Consider the following 20,074-nt stretch of genomic DNA (forward strand, 5'->3'; position numbering starts at 1 on the left):
TAATACTTCTATAAAAACATACCGGGTATCTGCCAATTCTGGAATCTGAAACTGTGATTTCGCGAAAGGTACTGGAGATAAAAGCGGAAAGGCAGCCGGCACTGTTCTGTCCCTCTTAAAGTATTTACTTTAAGGGTAAGGGAGCTGACCGCCTGATACTTTAACTCATCTGTATTTATTTGCCCACGAGAATCTTGAGCTCTGCTTCCGGATTATTATTTCCTGATTATCTCCACAGATCCGTCTTTTTTCCCGATATAGAGTTCATCCACATTGGAAAATATTCCATGCTCAACAACTCCCGGAATTAAGGATAGTTGGAGGGCAAGGTTTTCAGGGTCCTCTATTACACCGAAATCTGTGTCAAGCACAAAGTTTCCATTGTCGGTTATCACAGGCCCGTCTTTTCTTAAAGCAGACCTCAGCTCGGGTTTCCCTCCCAGCTCCTTTATCTTTTCAATCACAAGGGTTTTTGCAAAAGGCAGGACCTCAACCGGCACAGCCCTATCAAGCTGAGTGCTCGTTTTTGATTCATCAGCTACGACCAGAAAACGTTTTGCAGATGCCGATACTATTTTTTCCCTGGTATGTGCGGCTCCCCCACCCTTGATTGCGTACAGCTTCGAATCGATCTGGTCTGCACCGTCAATTGCAATATCCAGTTCCGGATGCTGGGCAAGAGTTGCCAGAGGGATGCCGGCTTCTATGGCAAGCAGCTCGGACTGGTATGAGGTGACAACGCCCAGTATTTCGAGCCCTTCTACCCTGACACGTCTGCCGAGTTCTTTTATAGTATACGCAACTGTTGAGCCCGTTCCAAGCCCAACTACCATTCCCGATTCAACCATCCGGGATGCAGCAATGCCAGCTGCACGTTTTTCCGGGGAATCGGCGGATGTATTTCTTTCTGTCATGTATATTTCCTTCCGTTCGAATCCTGAAAAAATAATTACCAGGATTTTAAGCTGGAGATTAAACTGGAAAGGTTCAAAATCCCGCAAATAAGGATTTCAGGGAGAAAGTCTTCTCCTGTCCCTCGGGAAAAGTACGGTATCCCTGATATTGTCGGTCCCGAGCATGGTCATGACAAAGCGTTCGCAGCCCATGCCCCAGCCTGCATGTGGGGGCATGCCGTATTCGAAAGCTTTAAGGTAGAACTCAAAGCCGTCAGGATTCAAGCCCTGTGACTCTATCCGGCTCTTGAGCAGGTCAGGAATATGGATACGCTGGGCTCCTGACGAGAGTTCCATCGTGCGGTGCATCATGTCAAAAGACTTGCTAAATTCCGGCCTGTCCTCGTAAGGCATGGCATAGAAAGGTTTAATCTCGGTTGGCCAGTCGATTATAAAATAGTGTGATTCCCCTGTGGTCTCGTAGACGTAATCGCCCACAATATGCTCCCCGAGCGTGCCAAGATCATCTCCCCAATGCATTTTCTCTTCCGAGCGGGCATTTATGATCTCAATAACCTCGTCGTAAGTAAGCTTGAGGAAAGGGGTTTTCGGGACTTTGACTTCAAGTTCAAGCGTTTCAAGAGAAGACCTGCACTTCTCAATAACCTGGGCGTAGACATAAGCCACAAGGTTTTCGAGAATCTCCATTACATCGAAATGGTCTGCAAAGCTGACCTCGACATCGATAGAAGTAGCCTCGTTCAGGTGCCTGCGGGTATCGTGCTCTTCTGCCCTGAAAATAGGGCCAATCTCAAAAACCCTGTCAAGACCGCCGCTCATAAGGATTTGCTTGAAGAGCTGGGGACTCTGGTTCAAAAAAGCTTCCCTGTCAAAGTAGGTAATCGGGAAAAGTGCGGTGCCGCCCTCGGTTGCAGTTGCCACGACCTTTGGTGTTGCGGTCTCGATAAATCCGTTTTCTACAAAGTATTCCCTGATAGCCTGGAGAGCCTGGTGCCTTATCTTGAAAATTGCAGTTGTTTCGGCCCTTCTGAGGTCGATAAACCGTGAGTCAAGCCTGGTGTCCAGTTCAGCTTCCACTTTGCCTGTGGTGTCCATTGGCAGGGGAGAATCTGCAATATTCAGGACAGTTATCTCTTCGGGAAGCAGCTCATATCCGTTCGGGGCTTTCTCTTCGAATTTGACCGATCCGGTTACTGAGATTACGGACTCGCGGACAAGCCGCCTTGCAGTATCAAACAGCTCTTTATCAATTTTCTTCTTTACGAGGGTAACCTGAGCCTTTCCTTCCCGGTCTCTAAGCACTACAAAACAGATCCCTCCGAGGTCTCTTACCTCATGGACCCAGCCTGCCAGGGTAATTTTCTGACCGTTGTCAACCTTCTCAGGCTTGACATCGGCTGTATAATGTGTTCTGAGTTTTTCTAATGACATAAATTCACCTTGATTGGGGGTAAATTAAATGAAAAATGTAAGAATGAAGCTGAAACGTAGGTGAATAGTCATAACTCATTATTAATGTATTTATTGCAAGCCTTTTCAAAAAACTGCTTGATCGCAAGCCTTTTCAAAAAAGGCTTGAGCGAAAACCCATGCTTTCTAAACCAACATAACCGGAGCGTGATCGACCGGCGCAACGCGAGCCTTTTCAAAAATAGCTTGACCGCAAGCCTTTTGAGAAAAGGCTTGAGCGAAAACCTTTTCTCAAAAGGTTTTATCGAAAACTCTGATTTATCTAGACCGCTGTAACCGGGGCGGGCTCAAGCGACGCCACGCTTGCGTTCTGGATGGCTTAACGTGGTTTTTGTGATAGCAGGTGATGAGTACCTTGCCGCGAGCCGGGTGGTAAAAACAGGCTGAGATATGCCGTCTAAAGACCGGGTAGATTACGTTTTACAATTTATAGATACTGTCTACTAATGCATAATTGTGCACTAATGATTATGAAGTAAATATTTATAGTATTCTCATGGGTTTTGAAATATAAACCTTCTTTTTTAACGAATTATAATTAGATATTTGTAAATATGTAAATTTGACAGATAACTATATATAATGATACAGGATTTCAGTGCTTGAATATAATTAATTCAATGTATATTATAAAATTAATAGAAAGAGGAAGTAAAAATTATACAGATTGTACACCTTTCGGATATTCACTACTCAGATGCGTATTTTGTTCCGGAAATTGCGGATTCCATGGTTGACAGCATAAACCGGCTGAGTCCTGATCTTGTTGTGATTACAGGCGACCTTACTGAGAATGGATTTTCAGCGGAATATGATGGAGTTAAGCAATTCATCGACAGGATTGAATGTGAAAACAAAATCCTCGTCCCTGGCAACCATGATTCGAAGAATGCAGGGTACCTGCACTTTGAAGACCTTTTCGAGGATCGGTTCTTTTCACGGAATTTCAGGAACGTTACGGTCGTAGGGGCTGACTCTTCACAACCTGACCTTGATGAAGGACATGTCGGCAGGGAAAACTACGGCTGGATAAAAGAAGCTTTTACAGGGGAGGACTTCAAGGTCTTTGCCCTGCACCACCATCTTGTGCCTATCCCTCTTGCCGGCAGGGAAAATACCGTCCTTGTGGATGCAGGAGATGTTCTCGAACTTCTGAACCGCTGCAAAGTGAACCTTGTCCTCTGCGGGCATTGCCATATTCCCTGGGTCTGGAATCTCAATAATATGCTTGTGGTAAATGCAGGCACGTTCTGTTCTTCCAAGACCAGGGGAAAAACCACGCAATGTTACAACCTGATCCAGGCCGATAACGAGAATTCGGATAGGGACTGGAAAATCCGGGTATCCAGAGTTTTCTCAAAAGGAAACCTGGAACTTGTCACTGAAACAGTAATGTAACTAAAAATCTTGCTTATTACCAGGCTATGATTTACCTTTCGGAGCCCGCCATGCATGGGGCTCCCCTTTAATTTTTTCTATTTCCCTTCTTTCAGTTAAGTCATCCAGAATCTCAAGAAGTTCGGTCTCCCTGACATCCAGCTCATACCTGTCCTTAAATTCGTTTATGATTTGAGAGAGATTAAGAGCTCTGTCCAGGATGATTTTTTCTGCAAATCCTGCAAAGTCCTCATATCTTGCCCAGGGATAAATTATCCAGCGCCATTTAATGATTTTCCGGGAGTAAAAATCAGGCGTGAAAGCCGAGCAGGTTTTATGCTGGAGGACAGCAGTCCTGACGACAGCGGGCTTCAGGCTCAGGGCGTAGTCCACCGCAAGCTTGAGCGTCTCGCCAGTATCGGTTATATCGTCTACAATCAGGACTTTTTTTCCGGTTATATCTATAGGAAGAGGAAATTTTATCCTCGCCTCTTCCCGCAGATTTGCAGCTCGGGTGTAATGCTCGATCTTCATCGAGGTAAGGTTATCAAAAAGCAAAAAATCGGAAATCAGCCTTCCAGGCACGTAGCCTCCTCTCCCTATGGCTACAATCAGGTCAGGTATATAACCCGAAGCTTTGATTTCTCGGGCAAGAATTCTCGAAAGCCGCAGTACTTCATTGAAGGTTATAAGCTCGCACCTGAATGAGTTTTTCTCTGCTTCGCATCGCTGTTGAGACTGCATTTTCTTTTCCTGCATCCTATAAACCGCCTTCTTCTGCCAGTCTTATAGCCTGCGGGTAGTCCATATATACGGATACCTGATGGGAGAAGAGAGTATCGTTTTCTAACGAATATTTCAATTTAATCTAACAAATTTATCAATTTAATGGCTTATTAATTCGTCTGAAGGCTCACCTTATTACCTGAAAATATTTCAATCAGGGGAGCAATAAATCAAGAGTATCTGAAAATAAATATGAAAAATAGCGTGGGGCGGAGATTATGAGAGTAAAAGAATCTATGAGAAATATATGCCAGCCTTTTCTCACAAATATCATATAAGAAGGAATAACCGCTAGGAAGGAGTTCTATGCCATGTTTTCAAGGGATGAAGACAGAATGGTAAATCTGGGATTTAATTCCATTAATGAAGGATTTGAAGAAGGAGTTAGCGAGGCTCTTAATTTCCTGACCGAAATCGGCACAGGCTATCTTAATGAGAAGAAGGAGCCAGAAGCTGAAAAAATGGTGATATCCATAAAGGAGATCGGAAAGGCTGCCGCCCTTCGGGGGATGGAAAATGCCGCAATCAATGCTATTCGCGCTCTTGAAAGGTTGCTGCAGTGTTCCATAGAACAGAATATGCACGGCGCGACGGTCCGGGTATTACTTTCATTTGGAGCTATAGGAAAAACGGCTGCCGAACAGCAGATGGAAATGGTAGCAAGGCTCGCAGCTTCAGTGCTCGGGAAGAGCGGTAACACCGCAGCTCTCCTTAACCGGGAAAAAGAAACCATAGCAGTAGCAATCGGGCTTGGAGAAATCGGGAAAGCGGTTACCAGAATGAGATTTCCTGATATTTCGGAAAATACTGCAATATGCGTCTCGTGCCTTGGGGATGTTGGAAAACTTACGGCTCAGAAAAGCCTTGAAGAAGCTGCCGTGGGAGTAGAGCTTATGCTTCAGGAAATGGCTGCCGCAGCCTTGCAGGAAAATCTTCAGAACACGGTAAGGAGTATAGCAAGCTCTATTGAAGAGATTGGAAAAAACGCGGAGGAGGAGAATATGGAAAATGCAGTTCTCCAGGCAGCTTCTGCCCTCCAGACTATTATGAGCAACGCCGGGAGCAGGTACCTGAACGATGCCTCAATTGCAGCCAGGTTAGCTCTTGAATCTTTCAATGAGCTTGATATAATAAACGATGAAGCTAACATAAAAAAGATAGAAGCAATAAGGGAAATGATGAGGGGGCTGTGGGTGGATTCGAAATGAGGAATTCGAGATGCCAGAAAGATTTAAGAGGGTCTGTAAATAGGGGAAATTAAGTGTCAGGCTATGGTATCAGACGGATTTCCAGACCTATTCTTATGCCTGAAATAAAAATCTCGAATACGAAAACCTGTTTAAATCTCGAATATGAAAACCTGTTTAAAACTTCTGCAGGCTGGGAGAGCTTAGAGGCGGAAAAATAAAACCGTTAATCTGAGACTTCGGCTTCACTGAAGCCCGAAGTGTTTTATGTTCCAGTCCGCCATGTCCTGGATTTTCATTATCTCTTCTTCGCCGCCTTCCATTATGAAAAGGTGTTTGAACCTTTTCTGAACTTTAAGGTACTCTTCGACAGGTCTCGGGTTCTTAACCTTCCTGACCTGGGTAATTTCTCCGTTTTCCATCTCATACATGGGCCAGAGACAGGATTCAACTGCTAATTTGGCGATTTCAAGAGTTTTGGAGGTATCAAAGCCCCAGCCAGTTGTACAGGGGGCGTGGGCATGAATGTAGGCCGGACCTACGATTTCGGTGGCTTTCTTGACCTTGCGCATCATATCCCTGGGGAAACCTATAGAGGTTGTGGCTACATAAGGAGAGCCGTGGGCTGCCATAATTGCAGGCATGTTCTTTTTAGGGAACGGATTTCCGAAAGAAGCTTCTCCGGCTGGAGTGGTTGTGGTGCTCGCATCAAAGGGTGTTCCACTGCTGCGCTGGGCTCCGGTATTCATATAGGCTTCATTGTCCATACAGATATAGGTGAAGTCGTGACCCCGCTCAAAAGCGCCTGAGATTGCCCCGAAGCCTATATCCATTGTGGCGCCGTCACCTGCAATAGCTATAATCCTGATATCTTTCTTTTTGCCAAGGGCTTTTAAACCAGCTTCCACTCCAGAGGCAACTGCGCCTGCATTCTCAAAGAGGGAATGGATCCAGGGGACCTGCCACGAAGACAGCGGAAAAGGCGTACTTGTGACTTCCAGGCAGCCTGTCGGGTTAATAATAATAGTATTGGGACCTGCTCCCATAAGTGTGAATTTTGCAGCAAAAATATCACAGCAGCCCGGACAGGCGCTATGTCCCGAAGTAATGTACGTTTTCGGCGCAGTCCTGCTCATTGATGCGTCTCCTTGAGGTCAGAAAATTGGCTTCCAGCCGGACTTTCCAGTATTATAACAATATTAGCTTCTTCAATCGCCCTGCATCTCATCAGGGTCCCTTCGGTGGCTTTCATCAGATCTTTCGCCCCCATGGTCTGCAGCACAGCCTGAAAACAAAGAAGTCTTCAAGAAAAATGATAAATTAGAAAGATGACAGGAAGTCCAGAGGCGCTGAATCCGTTTACTGCATCCCCCAATACAGCCCCTCCGAAGATCTCATGCTCCCCCAAACATGTTTATTCGAAGAGATGGGTCAGCACCTCAGGAGGTTCATTTGTCCAATTCGTCTGTCGAATGATACCCCGTTTGTCCCATACTCCAGAATATACGAGTAACGTAAATTATTTTAAATTAATTATATAAAAAATTGTTTTCAAGCAAATATTATTTTCGAACGCAAAATTTTAAGCTTTGATAGTTTTTGAGAATTTTTATCCATCGCAAGATCCGGTAATCTCCGTACTGGAAAAATTACCCTGGCAATTAATTTGCTCTCGCTCCCCAAAACGAAAATTAATTGCCGGGTTTACCGGCTTGGTCTACTATTCTTGAAGGAGTGTCAGTGTCCTAGAGAAACTTTCAATCCATTATCTCAGTTCGTGAGTGACTGTATAGGAGCCGGGATTCTCCCTCCCCGTTTTACAAAAACCTCGGAGCTGAAAGTACTTACCGGCATAATAGGGGCTTTCCCAAGCAGGCCGCCGAACTCAACGGAGTCACCGACCCCTTTTCCAGGTGCAGGAATAATCCTGACTGCCGTGGTTTTTCTATTTATTACTCCGATTGCCATCTCGTCAGCAATAATAGCCGAAAGGGTGGAAGCAGGAGTATCACCGGGGACTGCAATCATATCAAGGCCGACTGAGCAGATACTGGTCATGGCTTCTAGCTTTTCCAGAGTCAGGGCTCCGACCCTGACGGCTTCTATCATGCCTGCATCCTCACTGACAGGAATAAAAGCCCCACTCAGACCGCCCACCGAGGAGGAAGCCATTGCCCCGCCTTTTTTCACGGCGTCATTCAGAAGGGCAAGAGCTGCAGTTGTTCCGTGAGTCCCGCAGCGTTCGAGTCCCATTGCCTCAAGAATTGCAGCAACACTGTCTCCAATCTCAGGCGTAGGGGCAAGGGAAAGGTCAAGGATCCCGAATTCCACCCCAAGCCTCCGCGAAACCTCCCGGCCCACCATTTCGCCCATTCGGGTTATTTTAAAAGCCGTCTTCTTGATAGTCTCTGAAATCTCCGTAAGGTTCGGGTTTTCAAGCTCGTTAATTGCAGCATTCACAACGCCCGGCCCGCTGACCCCAACGTTAATAACGCACTCGGGTTCACCGATTCCATGAAAAGCTCCTGCCATAAAGGGATTGTCTTCAGGGGCATTTGCAAAGATTACGAGTTTGGCACAGCCTATTCCGTCTCTATCCGCAGTCAGATTCGCAGTCTTTTTTATGATACCGCCCATCAGGCCAACTGCATCCATATTAATCCCGGTTCGCGTGGTAGCAACATTTACTGAAGAACAGACCTTTTCCGTGCTTGCAAGGGCTTCAGGGATAGAATTGATAAGCTTCAGATCTCCACCAGTTGCGCCTTTGTGGACAAGGGCACTGAAACCGCCTATAAAATCCACCTGTGCGTCTTTTGCAGCTTTATCCATAGTTTCTGCAATTGAAACGAAATCCGAAGACCTGCAACTCTCTGCTGCTACGGCTATAGGAGTCACTGAGATTCGTTTATTGATTATCGGAATTCCATAGAGGCTCTGGATCTCGTTTGTTGTGCGCACAAGCTCTTTTGCGCGTGCGGTTATTTTTTCGTAAATGTTCTCATTAAAAACTTCAATATCAGGATGGCTGCAGTCCCTGAGACTGATACCCATTGTTACGGTCCTGATGTCGAGATGTTCCATCCTGACCATCTGGATCGTCTCCAGAATTTCATTGTTGGAAGGCGAATAAAACCCACTATGTTTGAATGCCATAAATGCGGTCTCCTTATATGGAAAATGATGAGTTTGTTACTAGATACTTACAGAAATGTCGGACTGACGGACCCAGTCAGAAGTCACTATTTCTAACTGATCATATTATTAAACACTTTGTTGAATGGTGTGACACGAAAATAAAAAATTGGATACCTTTTCCGAAGATCATAGTTATGATTATCCGGATCGCCTGGACAATTATACCTTTGTACAAAAGGAAGTTGTTAAACAATATTCAGAAATCACTAAATAGAGAAATAAAATACAAGTCAGGAATTTTTTAAAGTCATAAATCCAGAACTTGCTAATATAAATAAAGTGAAAAAGTCAATAACCACTAAAACCCGGAAGATTTTCTGACTAAAGAAGAAATTGAAAACTTATAAATGTCTGTCAGAATGAACGTGATAAGGCTTTGATTGCTACCTTTTATGAGTCTGGTGCACGGGAGGAGAGTAATTATCCGTAGATTAAAGTATATTACTTTTGATGATTACGGAGTAATCCTGAATATTCCGGAAGGAAAAACCGGTATAGAAGAATAAGGCTAGTATACAGCTCATCTTTTCTGCACCAGTGATTAGATTGTCATACCTATCTGGAAAAAAGATAAACCAGAACTGAAAACTGTTCATTTTCATACGCTTCAAGATGTAACTATGCGTGTTGATCTTGCATTTCAAGCCTTTTTCAGAAGGGTTAAAGCAGGAGAAAAAGCAGGTTATCCTATATTTAAGAGCAAAATTTCTTAATCATTATGTAGAGTACATGAACGAATTTCTAACAAGAGAGAAGATTTTACTCAAAAACTCAGTAAGAATCTTGTTAATAATTACGGAATAATTTGTTTTGAAGACCTTGATATAAAGAAAATGGTTAAAGACTCCTTATATTCAAAAGGTATCTTGGATGCTGCTTGGAATAAACTTGTAACTTATACTTCATACAAAGCTGAAAATGCTGGTAGAAAAGTGGTTTTTGTTGATCCTCGTCACACATCTCAACTATGTTTAAGATGCGGTAAATTGGTTGAAAAAACTATATCGGACAGGATACATAACTGTCCTTTCTGTAATTTATTAATTGACCGAAATTGTAATGCTTCAATTAATATACTCAGATTGGGATTACAATCTGACCGTAAAATCGAAGCTGCCCCTTACTTCAGTGAGGGGAGTAGTCACCTGAGTGGTAGTTCACATAAAAAATCCTTAACTATATTTCTTTCTATATTATATCTCAGCATGATAATGTCTTAGTTAGATATTTGGATACAATTTAAATTGTTCTAACTAGCCTATAAATCAGCGATACATGAGGGTGGAATTTATTAAATATACGTTTTCCAAGAAAAAAATGTAGAAAATTATTGGTAAAAAATATTTATGCAATTCATCTGTTAGATTGAAAAGTTAACGACTCAAATCGCATTCAATAGAGAAAAGTTCTGGAGTGCAGAGAAATGAGGAAACAATTTGGCAAAACAAAAAAGAGAATGCTATTTTGCTGGCAGGTTGCTCTTCATGCCTAGAGGTGGCGCCAAGCTCTTCTTTCCTCTAAACTTTATTAGTTTTTAGATAATCTAGTGATTACATATGATAAATAAATTATCATTTGTATTCTCATTTTTAATTCTTTTAGTGACTTTTTCACTTGTAGGATTCCAAAATACCGCTACAAGCGCAGTCCCATTGGATATATACGCAGTTCCAGCAATCACAGATTATAAACTGTTACCAACTTCACAAATACCTTCTTATTTTCTATCTGATAGTATTTCAATTAAAGCAACTCCTGGAGAATTTGAGCCTGTAAGTTTTGTTATACATGCGAATACAGATATCAATTCTCTGGCAATTACATCCAGTGATTTAACCGGAAACGAGTTTACAATCCCTGGTTCAAATGTTGATATCCGAATAGTTAAGTGCTGGTATCAAGGAGGCTATTTGTTTGATCCCTATGCTCATGGTAAATACTTAACTCCAGAACTCCTTTTGAAAGATGATTCTCTAATTAAAGTTACCGGCGATAATTTTGCCCTCACTGATTCTTCCAATCCTATAGGAAATAACTACCTGAAACTAACAAATGGAATATACGAAGACATTTCCAGCAGCACAATTAAACCATCAGAGTTTTTTGAAATCTCTATCTTAGAACGTCCAGTTAAAGATTCTCCCACCCTTCAACCTGTAAATATTAGGGAGGGATATAATAAACAGATATGGGTCACCATACACGTACCAGAGTGGGGAAATCCAGGTAATTATACGGGCATAATTACATTAAAAGAAGGATTACACACTCTAAAGGAGATTAAAATCAACTTGCAGGTTTTGCCCATTATACTTTCCAAGCCAAGTATGGAATATAGCATCTATTACAGAGGTAGGATTTCAGATCAGGGAACTATATCCTCAGAACTAAAAACAAAAGAGCAGTATACAGCCGAAATGAAAAATCTGTTAGATCATGGAGTTACTAACCCTCATATTATTTTTACACCTACTGCTGAGTCATGCGTGCAGATTTTTTCAATCAGGAACACAGTTGGCATGAACTGCACTAATCTATATATTACGGGATTATATCTTGATAGTGCAAGTGAAATTCCATACTATAGAAATGTGACTGCTCCTTATGCAGTGAAAAATATATATGTATATGGGCTGGATGAACAAAACATAAATGATCCTGTTAATAGAACTAAAATGACCAATATTCATAACTCAGGAGGAAAAGTTATGAATGCACAAACTGAATTTCTAGCCGATTTGGTAGCCGATATACTAGATTTAGCAGTAGTTAATGAAAAGCCATCTAAGGAATTGGCTCATAAGTATCATAAATATGGTCATAAGGTGTTTTCTTATGGCAATCCCCAGGTTGTACCGGAATATCCAAGGCTCTTCAGGCTGAACTATGGGCTATCACTCTGGCAGAATGATTATGACGGTGCTATGGTTTTTGCATATCAGTGTTCCTATTGTGATATATGGAATGACTTTGACCATCCAATATATCGAGATCATGTTTTTGCTTACCCAACGATGAATGGTGTTATTGATACCGTTCAATGGGAAGGTTTCAGGGAAGGGGTTGACGATGTGAGGTATATGACCACCCTTCAAAATACAATCTTAGAAGCTAAGGCTCAAGGGAAGGATACAACAGAAGCGGAAAGGTATATTGAAAATTTGAAAACCACAGATTTAACTGATCAGGATCTTGATGTTATTCGTTCTGAGATGACAGGATATATTCTTGAATTACAGAATTGACTTTTACATTAATATCCTTTCAGTTTTCATAATTATTCCGCTACCATTTTCTCTGAAAAGCAAAAAAACTGGCAATCGTTTCCAAACTTCTTAAGAACTTATTGGAGAACTATTGAATAGACCATCCCATATTCGGGAACTTCTTTTTGGTTCAGGAAGCTGGTTCTTGTGATCGACATATTTCACATATTTTTTTTCATTTTTCATAATTTTTCTTTCAGCTAATATAAAATTATAGATCAGTCGGCATTTTCCGAAAGTCTCCAGAGAACACCACAACCTGCTCTTCCGTTGGTTATATCTTGACCTGTTTTGTAAGATGCATAGTTTCCCCTGCATTATATTTTGGAGAGTTTATGTATTTTAGCATCATACTTTTATGGTACAGTTGACAGTTCCCATACCCACCTGCCATCTTCCGGTTCTCACCGGAAGCTGTTGAGGAAAGGGACTTTCCTCCTTCGAAGTTAAAAGCAGTGAGAATAATCAACGGGTTAAAAAATCATTACAATTCTGTAGACAATTATTGCAATGAAAGATATAAACAGTGGCGCAATCCCCATATTTAAAGAACTTTCTAGAGCTTTTCCCTTCAATTTTGACTCTGATAAAATTTCCTTGAGCAAGAGAAGTAAAAGTAACCCAACTACATTCACGGTCCAATATCTAGGAAGTCCTGTTGCAGTCAGCCTTGAGAGATCACTGAGATAAATTGCGCTTGATGAAATTATACTTGCTAGCCTGTTAAATCCCCCTTAACGTGTTTTTTTATTATAAATAATTTCGATTGTTAGCTAAATCATTGATAATAAGTAACTCACTCCCACGACCAGAATTTAATAAATCTATGATCTCAACAATTATGTAATTACTCAGCCCAGGAAAGCAATCTCAATAGCCATTTTTTCGTGAGATTCAACGGAAAAATCTCTTTGAGTCATTCTTTCGTTAATTGTAGTCGTTGTTGAGTTTTTCATTGTTAGTAATCACGTTTATTTGTGATCTCAAAATCAATAATAATTAACTGACTTCTGGTAGGCTGATTGATTACCTTTATTTTTTCATTAATGGATCTAAATTTTGTCTGTAATAAACATATATTTAGATAACCAGTATATATATAAACTTAATAGAATAAATTATCCTTAAGATTAATAATTACTTAAGGGACAGTTATGAAATAGCCTGGCATTTCGAGTATTATTGATTTACATGTTACTTATTCCATAAGTGGGCTTGTGCCTCATATGAACTGCTGTTCTAAAGTTATCATTTACTCAAAAAATTAAGTTATCTAATCAAGTTAAGCTGTTCCAGGAGTCAAGTCATAACCATCGTTGAAAAATTCTAAATAATATCTTATAACTAGTATTTTCAGCCATCAAAGAAGAATACTGCTTTGTAGAAATTTATATAAACTAGCATTAAGAGGTTAAATATAATAAGTAAAATAAGATCATGCATTAAGTTCAAATAAATAGAGATTAGTTATATCTGAGAACTTCTAAAAAGTAGATCTTTCATTAACTTCAAGATAATCATTATCTTTGAATGTTTGTACAATGTATGCCACATCACCTTATCTTCAAAACTTATATACTCATTATGGGATTCTAATAAACTCCTCCTTCTATTTTTATCAATATTTACAGACTTTAAGTTTGTCGAAACCAGGTGTTTGTTCCTAATATTTATTTGCTTAGAATATTTATAATTTATAAACTCATTCATTTTATTATTAGCATCTATAAGTGAATCAATCTGTGAATTATCAGATTTAGAAGATTTTTTGAACCTTTCGGTCCAAGAGCTGGGAATTCCAATCCTATAAACACTCATTATATCATTAAGATATAATGCACCTCCATTTTCTGCACCTAAGATTTGTGTGTAATAATCTGCCACTGGTGCGTTTTTGGCTATTTCGAAAAAAGAAATAATTTTTGGTATGACCGATCTATTTATTATAATGGAGTTTGTAGGCATAAATTCTCCTCCACCTAAAATTACTTCTTCAATTTTAAAGATCTTATGTGTATTAGAATGGAAACCCAGTATTTTATTCCTTTTAAGTTTACCATCCCGCTCTATAATTGCAGGATGAAAGCTTATGTGGCATCCAGGATGTTTTTCCATTTCCAAAATCTGCTTCTGTAACTTTAATGGATCGGTCCAATAGTCATCACCTTCACAAACAGCAATATATTTTCCTTTTGACTTTTTATAAGCCGAAATTGTTACCTGTATGCCTTTTGAATACTGGTTTTCTGCCTGATAAATTGGCTTTATGATCTCAGGATATTTTTCCTCATATTCTCTAATAATATTCACTGTCATGTCTGTTGATGCATCATCATGTACGATAATTTCAAAGGGGAACTCAGCTTTCTGCATGAGAAAACCTTCAATGGCATCTCTTATATATTTCTCATGATTGTAAGTGAAGCAACAAACGCTAACTAATGGTTCCTGTACCTTATCCATGGCTCTGACCTCCCTTTAAATATTTTTCTTTTAGTATCTGTAATATTAGCAGCTGTGCAGGCATTTTTAATAGATAATTGGCTAAAATGTAAAATGTGGCCCCCACCAATCCAATCACCAAAATGAAAGTAAATTCACTAAGTGGTAAAAATAAACCTACAGTATACATAATAACTCCCATTGTAAAAGCTAATAGAGAAGTAGGGATAAAGTCACGCAACTGTTCCGGTATAGAATAGTTAATAAGTTTAACTGAGAAATAGCTGTTAGGGATATAAGCAAGGAATGAGCTAATAACTTCCCCTATTAAAATACCAAAAATACCAAACTTTGAGCTAACTAATAGAATTATCACCATCATTATTTTTTTAACTATCTCTAAATGCAAAAAAAGGTCCGATCGACCTTTAACTTTGAGAATATTCAGGTTAATTACATGTAAGGGATACAATAAACCTGCTATGCACAAAAGCTGCAAATAGGGTACTGCAGGTAACCAATCTTCTTTTAACATAAGGCTAAAGATGGGTTTAGCTAATACTACAAGAGCTATCATACAAGGGAATACAACGTAGGTAACAACCTGAATAATTTTTCGATAAAATGACTTAAGAGCTGGATTGTCATCTTGTATACTGGATAGTGCTGGATAGGTTACTTTTTGTACTACACCTGACAATTGATCCACAACAAGTTGTTGAATTCGCTGAGCAAAAAAATAATAACCTACCAGTGTAGCGGAAAAAAGTTTGCCAATTGTTATAACATAAATATTTTGAAAAATCGTTTCCAGTAGACCAGATGCCAATAGTTTTGAACCAAAGCCAAACATTTCATTAAGTGATTCTAAGCTAAATTCTTTACTGGGTCTCCATTTATTGACAGTCCAGTAAAGTGTTGTAGAAACAAAAGAGAAAATGAGCATCTGAAATACCAGGCTCCAGATTCCAAACCCCATTGCTGCCATAGAAACTGCTACAATACTGGAAAATATAGCAGAAGGAAGAATTACTCTAAATTGGACCTTAAAATTTAACTTTCTAGTAAGATCTGCTACCTGCACCAGTTGAAAAGAATTGATAATAACAATCAATCCCATTACACGAACTAACATTACCAACCGTGGTTCATTGTAGAAAATTGATATAAAGTGCGCAGAAGAGAAAAGAAGTATGTAAATTAAAAATCCTAACGTTAGATTTGTATAGAACGCCGTTGAATAATCCGTTTTGCTAACTTCTTTTTTACGAATTAAGGCCTGGCTAAAGCCGGAATCCATTAGCGAGTTAGCAAGAGCGAAGAAGACCGTGAGCATGGCTATAAGACCAAAGTCCTCTGGAAGCAGGAACCACGCTAATATAAGTGTAGTGATTGTCTGAATTCCAATGCGAAAAATTTGCTCAAAGAAAGTCCAGATTATCCCAGTAACCATTGTGTGACGGAAAGCATTGGTGGAATTCATAATTGTTCCCATTTTTGGATAATCCCTATGTAAATGTTATATAGACTGCTTCTGAGAAATATAATTAAACGTTTCTGATCATTAGAAAACTATTATTGTCAGTCGACTCGATATTAAATTTATTTCTTTCGTAAAATTTTATTGCTCTCGTATTGCTTTTGTTTACCTCAAGTTTTATACATTTCATCCCTTTTTTTCTTGCATGTTCAATTGAGAAATCAATTAACTTTTGAGAAATACCAGTGCCTTGATATCTGGGAATAACAGAAATGGAGCTAATAAAAGATATTCTTTCAGAGTAATCATTCACATAAATTGCCAAAAACCCAATATTTTCTCCATTATTTTGGATAAAAAAACAATCAGCACTTTGAACAAGCTTATTTGAATATTTATTAATATCAACCACCTGATTTATTGGCGGAATAAAATGATAGCACATCTTGTGAAAATAATTCTGCACTTCTTTTGAGCCTGACTCATTTTTTTCAAGTTCAAAGTATTTAAAGGGTAATTGTTCTATCATTAAATTCCTCTGGCACTCAATCTTTCTCAATAAGTTCGTACATATTAAGCATTTTTATAACATCATCTCTTGAATTAAACATCATTACATCTATAATTGACAAATTTGGCATAAATTCATTGTCAAATTGCTTATATTCATTAGGTTTTGATTTTAGAAAATTAAGCTTGATACCGTTGGACTCAAAGGATTTGCTATCATAAAGTTCAAAGCCTCCAATTGAGTTTATATACAAAGTAGCCGAGAAATTCTTGCATATCTCTATTACTCTGTCCTGGCCTTTTAAAGAGGGGTCAATTTCGATATCTGGTGAAAAAATAATCTCAGTAGTTATTCCAAGATATTCGGAAATTATCTGTATTGAGTTAGAAATGAATCCTGAAAGATTTTTTTCATCATAAAGAAAACATTTTTCTATAATCGGCATTGTCTCTTTAAAATATGGTGCTTTTCCATAGGCAAGCCTGATTGTTCGAAGGAGTTTATCTACATCTTTGTCAAAGTATTGATTTGAGATAAATCTTTCACGAATCCTCAAAGTATATTGATGAGAATTAGAGCCGCCTTTAAGAGGAATTGTAATAAAAAAATCTTTGGCATTTAGAAGGATACGATTCCTGTTTATCCAGCCAGCTTTCATAAACTGCAGATTGTCGTCAACAATAAATTTATCCACTGAATTAATAAGTTGCCAGTAACCAATATATGGTAAAAAATATGGTTGCATGCCTCCAATTTTCATAAAAACCTCTGATTAGATTTATTATTTTAATTTGAAGAGAGTAAAAATTTCAAACATCACTCCTTACTAAAACCAGAATCATATGACTTTTTTGATAACTTGCCAATAAATATGAAATAATGGATTGACAAATCGTAAACAAATGTTATCTAGTTCTTTGAACTTTATTTCATCTGTAAAATAACTTAAAATTGATTTATCTGGTAAAAGTCTCGATTTTTGAATTCTTTTTCGTTTTTCTAATAATCTGCCAAAGTTTGAAAAAATATAGGCATATGACTTAATTTTACTCTTAAACCATCCCTTATATATTGAAAATAAAATAATTCCTATCTCTAAGGTGAATAAAACAGGGAAAATTAATAAGATTGTTTGGAACTCGTAATATTTTATAATAGATACAAAACGACTAACCTCCAAAAAATAATATTTTTTATTGTTTCTATTATATTGATATTTATGATATACAATCGATTTAGGGGCAAAGTAATTCTTGTAACCATAGAGTAACAGACGCCAACCAAGATCTAAATCGTCATGATACATAAAAACCTCTTCATCGTCAAAGTAACCTACTTGTTGCAAAACATCTCTTTTTACAAACAGAGAGGCGCCACTACAGTAAGTTACCTCTTTGATATCATTGTATGATTGCTCGTGTTGACCATATCCTCCCGACCAACCCAAACCTAAGTAAAAAATCTCATTTCCAATAGTATTGATAACATCTTTATGATCATACAGTAACACTTTAGATTGACATGAGCCAAAATCATCGAACATTTTAGTAAAATTTATAAATTCTTCTAAGCATCTTGAATCCACAACAGTATCATTATTTAATATTGCCAAAAACGTGGCTTTTGATAATCTCGCTCCTTGGTTTACAGCTTTTGAAAATCCAAGATTATGAGAGTTTTCTATGACATTGAACTGAGGAAAATTCGTTTTTATATATTCTAACGAACCATCTGAAGAAGCGTTATCTATTATTGTAACTTCAAAGTTTTTATAAGATTGTTTAGTTAGTGAAGTTAAACAATCATCTAAATAGTGTTTTCCATTATAATTCGGAATTATAACTGTAATATCAGGTGAATCAGTCACAGTTTCCCCCCACTCGACTCTAGACCTTTAACCCCTGGATTAATCTTGAGATTACGTTCAAAATGATACCCGTAAATGCCATAAACATACCAATAAGCACCATTATGAACATCAAAATAACCGGCACAAAACTCAAACTCTCTCCAGAATAAAAATTCTGTAAAAAATATACTCCCGCAAAGACCCCAATAATTCCAATAAATATTCCAGGCACTGCAAAATAATATAACGGTCTTCTGAATTCCATATCCTTTAAAATTTGTAGCAATACTTTTGTCCCGTGTATAAAAGGATTCTGACTTGAACACTTCTCAAGATCATATCTGCAGTGAATTTCAACTTCGGTAAACTTCAGATTGTTGTCTTTTGCATGAAGTAAAATCTCTGAGCTTGCAGACATATCATTCCCATTGAATTGAATCTTTTCAATGGCTTGCCGACTATATGCACGAAAACCACTCTGGGAATCCGTAACTTTGATCCCGCCTGCAAAGTAAGTTGCAACATCAAGAACTTTCATACCTGCCTGGCGATATAAAGGAACATTTTTACCATTGCCATTGACGAACCTTGAGCCAATTACAAGGTCATATCCGCATTCTAAAGGAGCTAGCAGTTTTGGAATTTCTTCCGGACTGTGCTGCCCATCTGAGTCTATTAGTATCATTGCGTCTGCACCAAGTTCACGGGCTGTATTAAAACAAGATTTAAGAGCTGCTCCGTAACCGAGATTTTTAATATGCCTTACAACATGTGCTTTTAGAGACTCTGCGATTTCGGCAGTGTTGTCCGAACTACCGTCATCAACAACAATTACTTTATCCACATATTTTTTGCAACCCAGAATTACTTCCGCAATCACGTGTTCCTCATTATATGCAGGCATAGCAGCAACCGTTAGAGTAATATTGAACCCCCTGGACCTCTATAATAACACAAAATTGAGCTTCTCTATAAAATCTGAGACTACTTTAGCTATACATAGAATGTTTTTCAATTCTTACTCCTCCAAATAAGGATTAAAAAACTCTAACATAATACCTTATTAGTTAGACTCCCCATCAGTTACATATATTTAACATATTATAACATCTTTAAAGATATATCTTATTAATATCAAATTAAACGATATAAAAGTTTAAGAAACAAGGAGTAGGAATAATAATCGACAATATAAACTTTTAGGTTACCTGTTCGTTTATATTCATTCCAATTATATATTTATAACAATAACGTCCTGTACATAAATACTTCAAAACAAATAAAGCGTTATCAAAATCTAGAAAGAGGAAAGCTGGAGTAATAATCGGTAATCAAAATTATCATACTTCCGTTCTCTACACAGTTGATATTTTGAACAATCAGAGTGTCAATAGTTCCTTTAAAATCAACTTTGACTCAGCAGTTCCTTTCTAGCAGGTTTATTTATACGTTATAGTCAACGACTACAATAAATTTGGCTGAAGGATCAGTTCGAAAAAGTAAGCAGGTTCTGTTAATAGATTCTGACCTCAGGCGAGTGCATCCTTATATCTGTGTTCCGGATTGAGAGCAGACAGAACAATTAAAGATTTAT

The 20,074-nt window shown here is 38.6% G+C and carries 15 protein-coding genes and 1 pseudogene; 4 read left to right on the top strand and 12 right to left on the bottom strand.

Annotated elements, in window-relative coordinates; translation table 11 throughout:
* Positions 1-215 precede the first annotated feature (215 nt).
* Both rpiA and aspS read right to left on the bottom strand, forming a co-directional pair.
* Positions 216-914: a ribose 5-phosphate isomerase A gene (gene rpiA, locus EQO05_RS01510; protein ID WP_128503053.1), complete on the bottom strand. Its 699-nt coding sequence runs from the start codon at positions 912-914 to the stop codon at positions 216-218.
* 96 nt (positions 915-1,010) lie between these two features.
* A complete protein-coding gene (gene aspS, locus EQO05_RS01515; RefSeq protein ID WP_128503054.1) occupies positions 1,011-2,345 on the bottom strand; it encodes an aspartate--tRNA(Asn) ligase in 1,335 nt (444 codons plus the stop codon).
* A 699-nt stretch (positions 2,346-3,044) separates the two neighbouring features.
* Here aspS and EQO05_RS01520 point away from each other — a divergent pair.
* On the top strand, positions 3,045-3,782 hold the full coding sequence (locus EQO05_RS01520; RefSeq protein WP_128503056.1) for a metallophosphoesterase family protein: 738 nt from the start codon (positions 3,045-3,047) through the stop codon (positions 3,780-3,782).
* Positions 3,783-3,806: 24 nt separating this feature from the next.
* Here EQO05_RS01520 and EQO05_RS01525 read toward each other — a convergent pair whose 3' ends face one another.
* On the bottom strand, positions 3,807-4,520 hold the full coding sequence (locus EQO05_RS01525) for a phosphoribosyltransferase (RefSeq protein ID WP_240664267.1): 714 nt from the start codon (positions 4,518-4,520) through the stop codon (positions 3,807-3,809).
* Between the two features lie 338 nt (positions 4,521-4,858).
* On the opposite strand from EQO05_RS01525, the gene EQO05_RS01530 reads away from it, so the two are divergent.
* Positions 4,859-5,755: a hypothetical protein gene (locus EQO05_RS01530; protein WP_128503058.1), complete on the top strand. Its 897-nt coding sequence runs from the start codon at positions 4,859-4,861 to the stop codon at positions 5,753-5,755.
* Between the two features lie 224 nt (positions 5,756-5,979).
* Here EQO05_RS01530 and EQO05_RS01535 read toward each other — a convergent pair whose 3' ends face one another.
* The 3 genes from EQO05_RS01535 to EQO05_RS01540 all read right to left on the bottom strand — a co-directional run bounded on the left by EQO05_RS01535 (position 5,980) and on the right by EQO05_RS01540 (position 8,890).
* On the bottom strand, positions 5,980-6,870 hold the full coding sequence (locus EQO05_RS01535) for a thiamine pyrophosphate-dependent enzyme (RefSeq protein WP_128503060.1): 891 nt from the start codon (positions 6,868-6,870) through the stop codon (positions 5,980-5,982).
* Positions 6,867-7,004 (bottom strand): hypothetical protein, encoded by a 138-nt coding sequence (locus EQO05_RS15350; RefSeq protein ID WP_164888436.1) that lies wholly within the window; start codon positions 7,002-7,004, stop codon positions 6,867-6,869. Before EQO05_RS15350 ends, EQO05_RS01535 begins: the two co-directional genes overlap by 4 nt.
* 500 nt (positions 7,005-7,504) lie before the next feature.
* On the bottom strand, positions 7,505-8,890 hold the full coding sequence (locus tag EQO05_RS01540; protein ID WP_128503062.1) for a PFL family protein: 1,386 nt from the start codon (positions 8,888-8,890) through the stop codon (positions 7,505-7,507).
* A 776-nt stretch (positions 8,891-9,666) separates the two neighbouring features.
* On the opposite strand from EQO05_RS01540, the pseudogene EQO05_RS01545 reads away from it, so the two are divergent.
* Positions 9,667-10,152 (top strand): annotated as a pseudogene (locus EQO05_RS01545) (RNA-guided endonuclease InsQ/TnpB family protein); the annotation flags it as partial.
* A gap of 336 nt (positions 10,153-10,488) precedes the next feature.
* Positions 10,489-12,177 carry a hypothetical protein gene (locus EQO05_RS01550; RefSeq protein ID WP_128503064.1) on the top strand — a complete coding sequence of 563 codons (1,689 nt, stop codon included), beginning with the start codon at positions 10,489-10,491 and terminating at the stop codon, positions 12,175-12,177.
* A 1,488-nt stretch (positions 12,178-13,665) separates the two neighbouring features.
* Here the strand turns inward: EQO05_RS01550 and EQO05_RS01560 are convergent.
* The 6 genes from EQO05_RS01560 to EQO05_RS01585 all read right to left on the bottom strand — a co-directional run bounded on the left by EQO05_RS01560 (position 13,666) and on the right by EQO05_RS01585 (position 19,405).
* A complete protein-coding gene (locus tag EQO05_RS01560; RefSeq protein ID WP_128503066.1) occupies positions 13,666-14,661 on the bottom strand; it encodes a glycosyltransferase in 996 nt (331 codons plus the stop codon).
* Positions 14,654-16,135 (bottom strand): lipopolysaccharide biosynthesis protein, encoded by a 1,482-nt coding sequence (locus tag EQO05_RS01565; RefSeq protein WP_205793652.1) that lies wholly within the window; start codon positions 16,133-16,135, stop codon positions 14,654-14,656. Before EQO05_RS01565 ends, EQO05_RS01560 begins: the two co-directional genes overlap by 8 nt.
* 52 nt (positions 16,136-16,187) lie before the next feature.
* A complete protein-coding gene (locus EQO05_RS01570; protein ID WP_128503068.1) occupies positions 16,188-16,649 on the bottom strand; it encodes a GNAT family N-acetyltransferase in 462 nt (153 codons plus the stop codon).
* A 16-nt stretch (positions 16,650-16,665) separates the two neighbouring features.
* The gene (locus EQO05_RS01575; RefSeq protein WP_128503070.1) at positions 16,666-17,391 is read right to left on the bottom strand and encodes a WbqC family protein; all 726 of its coding nucleotides are present in this window, start codon (positions 17,389-17,391) and stop codon (positions 16,666-16,668) included.
* 78 nt (positions 17,392-17,469) lie between these two features.
* Positions 17,470-18,498 (bottom strand): glycosyltransferase family 2 protein, encoded by a 1,029-nt coding sequence (locus EQO05_RS01580; protein WP_128503072.1) that lies wholly within the window; start codon positions 18,496-18,498, stop codon positions 17,470-17,472.
* A gap of 19 nt (positions 18,499-18,517) precedes the next feature.
* A complete protein-coding gene (locus tag EQO05_RS01585) occupies positions 18,518-19,405 on the bottom strand; it encodes a glycosyltransferase family 2 protein (protein ID WP_128503074.1) in 888 nt (295 codons plus the stop codon).
* Positions 19,406-20,074 lie beyond the last annotated feature (669 nt).

This window comes from Methanosarcina sp. MSH10X1 (assembly GCF_004099695.1).
Classification (GTDB): domain Archaea; phylum Halobacteriota; class Methanosarcinia; order Methanosarcinales; family Methanosarcinaceae; genus Methanosarcina.